The sequence below is a fragment of the Gilvirhabdus luticola genome (assembly GCF_040117515.1).
Classification (GTDB): domain Bacteria; phylum Bacteroidota; class Bacteroidia; order Flavobacteriales; family Flavobacteriaceae; genus Gilvirhabdus; species Gilvirhabdus luticola.
In genome coordinates, this window is the sequence record NZ_JBEEEN010000002.1 from 554,868 (window position 1) to 565,713 (window position 10,846).

The 10,846-nt window shown below is 30.7% G+C and carries 10 protein-coding genes; 7 read left to right on the forward strand and 3 right to left on the reverse strand.

Going from position 1 to position 10,846, the window contains the following annotated elements; all coding sequences use genetic code 11:
- The first annotated feature begins 5 nt into the window (after positions 1-5).
- A complete protein-coding gene (locus AAFP94_RS06960; protein ID WP_316661811.1) occupies positions 6-497 on the forward strand; it encodes a DUF4760 domain-containing protein in 492 nt (163 codons plus the stop codon).
- 174 nt (positions 498-671) lie between these two features.
- Here AAFP94_RS06960 and folK read toward each other — a convergent pair whose 3' ends face one another.
- Positions 672-1,802 (reverse strand): 2-amino-4-hydroxy-6-hydroxymethyldihydropteridine diphosphokinase, encoded by a 1,131-nt coding sequence (folK, locus tag AAFP94_RS06965; protein ID WP_316661812.1) that lies wholly within the window; start codon positions 1,800-1,802, stop codon positions 672-674.
- A gap of 72 nt (positions 1,803-1,874) precedes the next feature.
- Between folK and AAFP94_RS06970 the strand changes: the two genes are divergently transcribed.
- The 4 genes from AAFP94_RS06970 to rpsU all read left to right on the forward strand — a co-directional run bounded on the left by AAFP94_RS06970 (position 1,875) and on the right by rpsU (position 6,536).
- Positions 1,875-2,579, forward strand: coding sequence for a queuosine precursor transporter (locus tag AAFP94_RS06970; RefSeq protein WP_316661813.1), 705 nt, complete (start codon positions 1,875-1,877; stop codon positions 2,577-2,579).
- Between the two features lie 67 nt (positions 2,580-2,646).
- Entirely contained in the window at positions 2,647-5,292 is a 2,646-nt protein-coding gene (locus AAFP94_RS06975) for an AsmA-like C-terminal region-containing protein (protein ID WP_316661814.1), read from the forward strand.
- Between the two features lie 155 nt (positions 5,293-5,447).
- Complete coding sequence (locus AAFP94_RS06980; RefSeq protein ID WP_316661815.1) at positions 5,448-6,311, forward strand: sigma-70 family RNA polymerase sigma factor; 864 nt, start codon at positions 5,448-5,450, stop codon at positions 6,309-6,311.
- A gap of 30 nt (positions 6,312-6,341) precedes the next feature.
- A complete protein-coding gene (gene rpsU, locus AAFP94_RS06985) occupies positions 6,342-6,536 on the forward strand; it encodes a 30S ribosomal protein S21 (protein ID WP_316661816.1) in 195 nt (64 codons plus the stop codon).
- 34 nt (positions 6,537-6,570) lie between these two features.
- Here rpsU and AAFP94_RS06990 read toward each other — a convergent pair whose 3' ends face one another.
- Positions 6,571-7,362 carry a DUF2797 domain-containing protein gene (locus tag AAFP94_RS06990; protein WP_316661817.1) on the reverse strand — a complete coding sequence of 264 codons (792 nt, stop codon included), beginning with the start codon at positions 7,360-7,362 and terminating at the stop codon, positions 6,571-6,573.
- Between the two features lie 42 nt (positions 7,363-7,404).
- Between AAFP94_RS06990 and AAFP94_RS06995 the strand changes: the two genes are divergently transcribed.
- The gene (locus AAFP94_RS06995; protein WP_316661818.1) at positions 7,405-8,928 is read left to right on the forward strand and encodes a GH3 auxin-responsive promoter family protein; all 1,524 of its coding nucleotides are present in this window, start codon (positions 7,405-7,407) and stop codon (positions 8,926-8,928) included.
- A 193-nt stretch (positions 8,929-9,121) separates the two neighbouring features.
- Here the strand turns inward: AAFP94_RS06995 and AAFP94_RS07000 are convergent, their stop codons facing one another.
- Complete coding sequence (locus AAFP94_RS07000; protein WP_316661819.1) at positions 9,122-10,018, reverse strand: MerR family transcriptional regulator; 897 nt, start codon at positions 10,016-10,018, stop codon at positions 9,122-9,124.
- A gap of 172 nt (positions 10,019-10,190) precedes the next feature.
- On the opposite strand from AAFP94_RS07000, the gene AAFP94_RS07005 reads away from it, so the two are divergent.
- On the forward strand, positions 10,191-10,846 hold a 656-nt coding region (locus AAFP94_RS07005), incomplete at its 3' end, for a fasciclin domain-containing protein (protein WP_316661820.1).

A 10,846-nucleotide genomic window follows, 5' to 3' on the forward strand; every position in this document is an offset into this window, starting at 1 on the left:
AATAAATGGAACTAGTTGATATTCTTTCATGGTCTGGTGGTTTAGTTGTTGCTGTTATCACAATTTATTTGACAATTCGTCATTTCAAAACCTCAAAGACCATTTCTTATATCGAAAGATTAAATACTAGTGAAATGGCATCAATCAGAGCGGAAATTGATGAATGGCTAAATTCGGATATGAATGAAAAGCAAAAATGCAAGTTTGCTGTTAAAACCAAAGATTTAAATGCCAAAATCATGGTGTGGTTAAACATTTTTACGGAAATCGGTATTTCTTATAAACAAAGAATTATACGTAGAAAATTAACACGAGAATTGTTTTATCCAATGATTCCCAATTACTGGAAGGAATTACATTTCTACATTAACTACAGAAGAAAAAAAGGTTATCCAATCGGTTATTATTTTGAATATATTGCTAATGAAGTTAGGAAGACTGAAGGTAAAAACAAGTCCACTCTGTTAAAAAGGTACTCCAAAATTGCGAACAATTGAGATGAATAAACTTAAATTCAATAATAATAGCCAACAAAGTATATAATCCATAACTCGGTTAGCGCATTAAGAAGAACTTTGTATGTTTAGGTAGTTATATGATTCCTACTCTGTAAAATCTCTGATTTTCCCTAGCTACGGAATCATACACAATACCGTTAAGCACAGCTCAAGTTATTCTCCACAAATCTTATTCAAAATCCAAAGATAATCTTGTCTGTTTTTTACAAAGTCTTTATCAGAAATATCAATAATTTTAACATTAAACTCTGTTTGGTTCTTTAAAAAGTCTAAATAACCTGCGTTGATTTTTTCAAGATAGTCGTCGGCGATATCCTTTTCATAATCTCTGCCACGTTGCTTTATGTTTTCCTGTAATCGTTCTGTGTTTTGGTACAAATACACATACAAATCTGGTTTGGCTATATCTTTATACATTAAATAAAAGAGTTTCCGGTAGAGCTTAAACTCGTCTTCAGGCAAGGTGATCTTTGAGAAAATAAGCGACTTAAACACGTCATAATCGCTTACAATAAAATCTTTAAACAGATCAAGTTGAGAAAGGTCGTCAGAAATTTGTTGATATCTGTCTGCCAGAAAAGACATCTCCAGAGTAAAGGCGTAACGCTGTGGTTCTTCATAAAATTTTGGCAAAAAAGGATTATCTGCAAAACGTTCCAAAATTAGTTTGGCATTAAACTCATGAGATATCTTTGTCGCTAAACTTGTTTTGCCAGCGCCTATGTTTCCTTCTATAGCGATATAATTGAAGTTTGAAAAGCTATATTGTTTACTTGGATTTTTTAACCAAATATTAATGGGTTGTAAATTGCTTTTATCTTCACATTCTTCTAATAAAACAGACACATCTTTATCAAGTTTTGGATGAATCACTTTAGAAGCAATATCGTTTAAAGGTTGCAAAACAAACTTACGAAGTTGCATTTTTGGATGTGGAATCTTAAGTGTTTTTGTACTGACAATTTCATCTTCTAAAAAGATAATATCTAAATCTATACTACGAGATTCGTAACCTTTCTTTTTGGTTCGAATCCTTCCCAAAGACTTTTCAATAGCAATTAATTCTTTGAGTAGTGTTTTAGAATCAAGTTCTGTTTCTATACAAATACAAGTATTCAAAAACTCATCGCCCTCAAACCCAAGTGCTGGACTCTTATAAACTCTGGATATAATGTTTACCTTTCCTATTTTGGTAAAAATAAGGTTAATGGCGTCTTGTAAGTTTTTAAACTTATCACCTTGATTACTGCCTAATGAAATATATACTTTTGAAGGTAAATTCATATTTAGAGCCAAAATAACTAAAAGAAAATTTAATGCTTTATATTTACTGAAGCTATTTATTCACAATTTTAAATGACCTTAAAAGAAAAACTACTTGCTCAAAGAATTTACCTGTTGTTAGGAGGTTTATTTATCACATCATTAGTAGTTTCAAATTTGATTTTTCAAAAGTTTTTTTATTGGTATCCCGTAGATGTTGAAGTTTTTGGGACTAAACTTTTTGAATTATCAGTCGGTATCTTACCTTACCCAATTACTTTTTTAATTACAGATTTAATAAGTGAGATATATGGTAAAAAAAGAGCAAATGATGTTGTAGTGGTTGGTATTTTTGCGTCACTTTTTTCATTGCTTATTGTTTTGGTATCAAATGCTGCACCTGCGACTAATTGGTCTCCTGTAGATAATGGATTGTTTAAAACTGTTTTTGGGAGTACAGCCATTGCGGTAACAGCAAGCATGATGGCCTATTTGTTTGCTCAATTTATAGACATCCAAATCTATCATTTTTGGAAACGTCTAACTAAAGGAAGGCATTTATGGTTAAGAAATAATTTTTCAACATTCTCTTCTCAATTTGTTGATACTTTTACCATTGTATTTCTATTATGCTCTTTCAATATCATTGAATGGGACAAGTTTTATGGTTTGTTAGTATCTGGCTTTATTTTTAAAGTCTTAATTGCTGTTTGTGATACACCTTTCCTTTATTTAGGTGTTTTTTTATTTAGAAAACGATTCAAATTGAAAGTAAATGAGGAAATCAAACTCGTTTAATACCTTCATTCATTTTATAATTCCATCTTTTAATTTATTTTATACGTATATATTCTAAACCCTTTGCATGAAAAAAGTTTTAAAAATTATTGGACTAACATTAATAATCATCCTATGTTTACTAATAGCCATTCCTTTTGCGTTTCAATCGCAAATTAAAGATATGGTCAAACGCTTTATAAACCAGAGCCTAAATGCCAAAGTAGAATTTGCCGATGTTAGCTTAAGTCTTTTAAGAAGCTTTCCTCAAGCACATGTAAAAGTAGATGATCTTGTAATAACCAACTTTAAACCTTTTGAAGGTGATACTCTTGCTAAAACAAAATCAATAGCTTTCACCTTGTCTGTTAAAGAATTGTTCAAAAAAGCGAGTGATGCCCCTATAGTTGTGAATTCTATACAAATTAATGAGGCATCATTAACTTTAAGCACAGATGAGTTGGGTAATAACAATTATGATATTGTTAAAAAACCTGACAGCTCCACATCTAAAGGAAGTGAGAACTTTTCGTTTGATATTGAAGACTATAAAATAAGCAATAGCACACTTGCATATATTGACCAAAAAAGTAAAACAGAGATTTATGTTTCTGAACTGAACCATAGCGGAAAAGGTTCATTTTCTGCTGAAACATCTGAATTAGTTACACAAACTGAAGCCAATGTTAGTCTTATTGTAGACAGCACAAAATATTTAAACAACAACAAAATAAAGCTAGATGCTTTAATCGGCCTGGATTTAGACAAAAACACTTACACATTTAAAGAAAATAAAGGATACATCAATCAGTTGCCATTGGAGTTTGAAGGTTATGTGCAACAATTGGAGAATGGACAGGAAGTTGATATAACTTTTGAAAACCCAGAATCTTCTTTCAAAGATTTTCTTGCAGTTATTCCTGAAGTTTATTCAAAAAATATCGCTGATGTTAAGACCTCAGGTGATTTCAAGGTAAAAGGTGTCATCAAAGGATTGATTTCTGAAACAACCATTCCAACTCTAGATATAAGCATCACATCTGATAATGCTTCTTTTAAATATCCAGATTTGCCTAAAACTGTTGAAAACATCTCCATCAATACTGTTGTAAAAAACACAACAGGCAATGCAGACGATACCTATATTGATGTAAAAACCTTCAATTTTAAAATTGATAACGATGTGTTTAAATCCTCAGCTACCTTAAAAAACATTACAGAAAATATGTTAGTAAATGCAGATATTGATGGTGTGATAAATCTTGCCAATATTTCTAAAGCATATCCAATAGATATTGAAAAGGAATTGAAAGGAATTTTAATTGCAAAGCTCAACACTAATTTTGATATGAATGCCATTGAAAATAGTGCTTATGAGCGTATAAAAAACAGCGGATATATGAGTGTTTCCGATTTTGTTTACTCATCAAAAGAAATGCAAAACCCCGTATATATTAAAAGTGCTAATATGAAGTTTACACCTGCAACGGTAACTCTTAATAACTTTGAAGCAAAAACGGGTCAAAGCGATATAAAAGCAACTGGAATTATAAAAAACTTATATGGTTTTATGTTTAGCGACAAGGATCTTCAAGGCAACTTTAACCTTAATTCTAATACATTTGTGCTGAATGATTTTATATCTCAAGATAAAAGTGCTGAAAAGAATAGCAATAAAGCAAAGTCACTTAAAATTCCTGAATTTTTAGATTGTACAATCAGTGCAAGCGCTAATTCGGTCGTATATGATAATCTAAATTTAAAAGGAGTTTCTGGTTCTCTTTATATAAAAGACCAAGAAGCTACATTACAAAATTTAACTTCTAATCTTTTAGATGGTATTTTGGCAGTAACTGGTAAAGTGTCAACAAAAACTGATGTTCCAACCTTTAATCTGAATTTGGGCGCAGATAGTTTTGACATTTCAAAATCGTTTGCAAATCTAGATTTAATTAAAGCTTTAGCTCCTATAGCTAATGTGCTTCAAGGTAAAATGAATTCAACTATTAATTTATCTGGTACTTTAAACGAAGAGTTTACACCGAATTTAAATTCTATCAATGGGAAAGCTTTTGTAGAATTGTTAACTACATCCATAAATACGGATCAAGCTAAAGTATTGAATAGTTTAGGTGAAGCTTTAAATTTTATTAATGTAAAAGATATAAATCTTAAAGACCTGAAAACACAATTAGATTTCAGCAATGGCATGGTAAATGTAAAACCATTCAACCTTTCTTACAAAGACATTGATGTTGTTATTTCCGGATCTCATGGCTTTGACAAATCTTTAAATTATAATGCAACTTTTAATGTTCCAGCAAAATATCTAGGTAATGAAGTAAATAGCCTAATAAGCAAAATTAATGATGATAATGTTAAAAAGATTTCCATTCCTGTAACGGCTAACATTACCGGATCGTTTACAAATCCCAAAATAACAACAGATTTGAGTAGCGGTGTTTCAAAACTTACCAAACAACTAATTGAAATAGAAAAGCAAAAACTACTTAATTCAGGCAAAGATAAAATCAAAGAATTACTTGGTGGAATTAGCGGTATTGATAGTAAATCAAAAAATGATACTTCAAAAAAAGATTCAACTACTGTTAAAACCGATTCTGTGAAAGTGGATACAACTACAAAGAAAACGGAAAACCAAGTCGAAGAAAGCATTAAGAATGCTCTAGGTGGCCTGATAAAAAATCGAAAGAAAAAAGATTCAACCAAATAGATTATTTCTCAAAAAAGGTTTAAATCCTTTCATTTTTTTCAATTTCATCCATTTTCAACCTCATTTTGGTAATTTTTTTAATGAAATGATGATTTTTCTTGCTTTTGTCATTTATAAAGTTATGTTGTATAAAAAATAATAAGCAAAATTAATATATGAGGCAATTAAAGATTACAAAACAAGTTACCAACAGAGAATCCAAATCATTAGATAAATACTTACAAGACATTAGCAAGTTACCTATGATAACAGCTGATGAAGAAGTAGAGTTAGCACAACGAATTAGAAATGATGATCAAATAGCATTAAACAAATTGGTAACTGCCAATCTTCGTTTTGTAGTGTCGGTTGCAAAACAATACCAAAATCAAGGCTTAAAATTACCAGATTTAATCAATGAAGGAAATGCAGGGTTAGTGAAAGCAGCAAAACGTTTTGATGAAACAAGAGGTTTTAAGTTTATATCTTATGCAGTATGGTGGATAAGACAAGCTATTTTGCAAGCTTTGGCAGAGCAATCAAGGATTGTAAGATTGCCATTAAATAAAATAGGTTCAATTAATAAAATAAATAAAGCCTATTCTTTTTTAGAACAGGCTCATGAAAGAGCGCCAAGTGCTGAAGAAATTGCGAAAGAATTAGATTTAAGCGTTACAGAAGTGAAGCAATCCATGAAAAATTCAGGAAGGCATCTATCTATGGATGCTCCACTAAAAGAAGGTGAAACATCAAGCTTATATGATGTGGTAAGATCTGGAGAATCTCCAAATCCAGATAAGGATTTAATGGTTGAATCCTTAAGTGTTGAAATTAACAGAGCATTAGAAACTTTGTCTCCAAGAGAAAGTGATGTTTTAAGACTTTACTACGGTTTGGGTAATGAGTCTCCTTTAAGTTTGGTGGAAATAAGCGAAACCTTCGATTTGACTAGAGAACGTGTAAGACAAATTAGAGAAAAGGCTATAAGAAGATTAAGACATACCTCAAAAAGTAAAATATTAAAAACATATTTAGGATAGTCTTAAATATATCAACAGAAAAAACTATTTATGATAAAAATTGAAATTAAAGAAGGTGAAAATATTGAAAGAGCTTTAAAGCGCTACAAACGTAAACATCGCAACGTAAAAGTGATGCAAAACATAAGAGAGAATCAATTTTTTACAAAAAAATCAATTAAAAGAAGACGAGAAATACAAAAAGCCTCTTATATACAAAATTTAAGAGATCAAGAAGAATATTAAAATAATTAAAAAAGCACTCGTATTGAGTGCTTTTTTAAATTGAGATATTAACAACCAATCCTTCATTTGATCTAATATTGAAAACAGTTTGGTCTTCAAATATTAAATACTGTCCCTTTATTCCAACAAGCTTTCCTGAATAATTATTTGATTTTACTAAATTTAGGCTTTTAGGTTTCTCTGGATATTGAAGCACTGGAAATTCTAAATTAGTTTCGGTGTTAGATTGAATAAAATACGCTTTAGCTTCATCAGGTATGTATTGCTTAAGACGTTCTCTCCAAGAAACTAGGTCTTCATCCTTAATTTCGTTCTTTAACATAGAACGCCAGTTGGTCTTATCAGACACATGATCTTTTAAAGCAACTTCTGTGATACCAGCCAAATAACGATTTGGCACTTCAACAATTTCTATTGCCTCATGTGCTCCTTGGTCAATCCAACGTGTGGGTACTTGACTTCTTCGAGTCACACCTACCTTAACATCGCTCGAATTTGCAAGATATACTATGTGAGGTTGCAATTGTACTTTCTTCTCATACTCCAAATCCCTATCTTCTTTATCCAGATGTGCTGTGCTTAATTCAGGACGCATGATCCAATCTGCAGCTTGAGGAATATCAAAAAAACAACTTTTACAAAAGCCTTGTCTAAAAATTGGTTTATTTAAACCACAATTTAAACATTGATATTTTATGAACTCAATCTTTATAGTTTTATCCAAAAGTTGGTTTACATTTATAAAATCATTTTCAAACACCAAATAATATTGTATAGGGTTTGCAAACTCACTCTCCATTTTTGTTAAAACACCTTGGTAGGTCATAAAAAAAAGTGTTAATTTTAAAAAAATAAAGATACTATAAATATGCCAATCCCTTTAGTTAATTCTATTGCTTCATGGTTCTTAAAAAAACGATTTCATCAAATTGAATTGTTTTTAAAATATCCTAATGAAGTACAGGAAGAGTTGTTATTTAATTTACTAGATACTGCTAAAGACACACAAATTGGTAAGCAATATAATTTTGCTTCTATAAAAAACTATAAAACTTTTGCAGAGCGAATTCCCGTATCTACTTATGAAAATTATCAGGATATTATAGAAAGGTCTCGAAAAGGTGAGACCAATATATTTTGGCCTACACCAATTAAATGGTTTGCCAAATCTAGTGGAACGACCAATGCAAAAAGTAAGTTTATTCCGGTAAGTGAAGATTCTCTTGAAGATTGCCACTATGCTGCTGGAAAAGATTTATTATGTATGTATCTAAATAATAATGAAGATTCTCAATTATTTACAGGAAAAAGTTTGCGACTTGGTGGAAGCAAAGAATTGTACAGAGAAAACGGAACTGTTTTCGGAGACCTTTCGGCCATTTTAATAGATAATATGCCTTTTTGGGCTGAATTCAGTAGTACTCCAAGTAATAAAGTTTCTTTAATGAGTGACTGGGAATACAAAATGCAAGCTATTGTTGATGAAACAATTAATGAGAATGTTACGAGTTTAACTGGAGTTCCTTCTTGGATGTTGGCATTATTAAATAATGTACTTGAAACAACTGGGAAAAACAATTTGTTTGAGGTATGGCCAAATCTAGAAGTATACTTTCACGGTGGCGTAAGTTTTATACCTTATAAAGACCAATATAGAACCATTTTGCCTAAAAAGGATTTTAAATATTATGAAATCTATAATGCTTCAGAGGGATTTTTTGCGATTCAGGATAAAAATAATTCAAGCGAACTTCTGCTCATGCTGGATTATGGGATTTTTTATGAGTTTATTCCAATGAAAACTTATGGAACTAAAGATCAGAAAATCATAAGATTAAGTGAGGTTGAAAAAGACAAGAATTATGCGGTTCTAATTACTACTAATGCTGGATTGTGGCGTTATAAAATTGGTGACACTGTAAAGTTTACTTCTATAAATCCATATCGGATTAAAGTTACTGGAAGAACAAAACACCATATTAATGCATTTGGAGAAGAGCTCATTATTGAAAATGCTGAACAAGCTTTAAAGAAGGTCTGTAATAAAACCAATGCAGAAATTGTAGATTATACTGCTGCGCCCATTTTTATGAAAGGAAAAGAGAAAGGCGGTCACGAATGGATAATTGAATTTAAAAAACCTCCAGGTGATATTGATTATTTCAATGAATTGTTCGATAACGCGCTAAAGGCAATCAATTCTGATTATGAAGCTAAACGCTATAATAATATGACATTAAACAAGCCTGTTATTCATATCGCTAGAAATCAATTATTTTATGATTGGTTAAAACAAAAAAATAAACTTGGCGGACAACATAAAGTTCCTAGGCTTTCAAATACTAGAGATTATTTAGAAGAATTAATCGAGTTGAATAACAATATTGGTTGAACACTTAATCGTTAAAAATAGTATCCAAAATCTTTTAACCGAGTTTAATAATCTTTATATCTAAAAGATAATTAGAATACTTGTATTTATTAATTAATAAATTAATTTTATAAAGCTTTTAAGCAAGACAATGAAATAATTCGTAATGTTGAATTGTTAATTAAATATCCATAAAACCAAAATATAAAACCACTCAAGCATGAGTGGTTTTTATGTTTTTGGCACTTAAAAGCTCCAATTGCATTATCAATTCTTCCGGAGATTTTAATTGAATTAAATCTTTATGGCTATTATTTTCAAAAAATTCTGGATTTCCAGAAACTAATAAAGGAATATCAGGATTCAATAAGAGTTCATCAAGTATAGAAAGAAAATTGTTGTGTGTAGATACAATAAACATAGTTAGCATTGCATTTGGGTGTATTTCTTCTACAACAGCATTGATATTCTCTGTTGGGACATTTTGACCAAGATAATAAACTCTCCACCCTAATTTTTTGGCAATAAAGTGAGCTAATAATAGACCTATTTCGTGATGCTCGTTTTCTGGCAAAAACATTAAGATAGATGGAGCATCAGCATGAGGCAATGGTAAAAGGTCAATACTCGAAAACATCTTCTGCTTAATTAAACTGGACACAAAATGTTCTTGGGCAGGTATTATTTTATCAATTCCCCAAAGTACACCTACTTGGTTTAAAAATGGATAGATAATTTTAGTAGTGGTAGTTAATAACCCATTGTTTATGATATGCGATTTTATAATTTTGTCAAACTTATTTTCATCAAACTCAAGCATACTTATTATTAAGGCAGTAATTTCGTCTTCTTGATTAGAATCAATTAATATATCTTCTATTTTTTCATAAATATCCTCATCGGACATTTTATCAATTTTTGAAATCTTAAAACCATTCCTTAATAATACACTAATATTTAATAGTTTTTTTAATTGACTATCAGAATAGTATCTAATATTGGTTTCTGTTCTATGCGGTTCAAATAAACTATATCTAGTTTCCCACTTTCTTAATGTTGGTGCTTTAATTCCTGAAAGTGCAACAACCTGTGCTATTGTATATATACTCATGTCTAACTTTTATGGTGTAAAGTTAAACAAAATTATATAAATAAACCAAATAAAATATATGTAAAATAAATTTTTGTCTAATTTTTTTTCTTTTTTATTTGACAATATCAAATTTATTTGTATATTTGTCCAAATTATAATAAAAAACATTAGACACTAATTATTAGAAATTATGAAAACAAAGATTTATTTATTACTTATTTTAAGCTTGTCACTTTTTACATTATCATGCAGTGACGATGATGACAACCAACCGATGGTCGATACAACCCCGAATATTGTTGAGGCGGCTATGGCTACTGGAGATTTAAGTTTACTTGTAGACGCACTTGTTCAAGCTGACGCTGGTTTGGTAGATTTATTGCAAACAAATGGACCATTCACAGTATTTGCTCCTACAAACGAAGCCTTCGCTAATTTGTTAGACTCACTTGGTGATGACTACAATAGTTTGGCCGATTTTGATACTGCAGAAGAAAAAGCACTTCTTGCCGATATATTAACATACCATGTTGTAGCTGGTGCTGCTGCTTATTCTACAGATTTATCTGATGGGCAAATGATAGAAACAGCTCAAGGCGAATCAATCACTGTTAGTTTAACAGGCGGTGTATTCATTCAAGATGCCACTGATACAGATGCTCAAGTTACTGCTGCTGATGTGGCTACTAGTAATGGTGTTGTACATATTATAAATAAAGTTATTTTACCTCAATCTGTAATAGACGCTTTAACACCAATGCCAAACATCGTTGAAACTGCTATGGCAGTCGCAGATTTAAGTTTACTTGTGGATGCACTTGTTCAAGCTGATGCTGGTTTAGTTGA

What these genes read in the sequence shown, in the direction of transcription:
- AAFP94_RS06960 (WP_316661811.1), top strand. Translation starts at nt 6, where the DNA reads ATGGAACTAGTTGATATTCTTTCATGGTCTGGTGGTTTAGTTGTTGCT.
- AAFP94_RS06975 (WP_316661814.1), top strand. Translation starts at nt 2,647, where the DNA reads ATGAAAAAAGTTTTAAAAATTATTGGACTAACATTAATAATCATCCTA.
- rpsU (WP_316661816.1), top strand. Translation starts at nt 6,342, where the DNA reads ATGATAAAAATTGAAATTAAAGAAGGTGAAAATATTGAAAGAGCTTTA.
- AAFP94_RS06970 (WP_316661813.1), top strand. Translation starts at nt 1,875, where the DNA reads ATGACCTTAAAAGAAAAACTACTTGCTCAAAGAATTTACCTGTTGTTA.
- AAFP94_RS06990 (WP_316661817.1), bottom strand. Translation starts at nt 7,362, where the DNA reads ATGACCTACCAAGGTGTTTTAACAAAAATGGAGAGTGAGTTTGCAAAC.
- AAFP94_RS06995 (WP_316661818.1), top strand. Translation starts at nt 7,405, where the DNA reads ATGCCAATCCCTTTAGTTAATTCTATTGCTTCATGGTTCTTAAAAAAA.
- folK (WP_316661812.1), bottom strand. Translation starts at nt 1,802, where the DNA reads ATGAATTTACCTTCAAAAGTATATATTTCATTAGGCAGTAATCAAGGT.
- AAFP94_RS06980 (WP_316661815.1), top strand. Translation starts at nt 5,448, where the DNA reads ATGAGGCAATTAAAGATTACAAAACAAGTTACCAACAGAGAATCCAAA.
- AAFP94_RS07000 (WP_316661819.1), bottom strand. Translation starts at nt 10,018, where the DNA reads ATGAGTATATATACAATAGCACAGGTTGTTGCACTTTCAGGAATTAAA.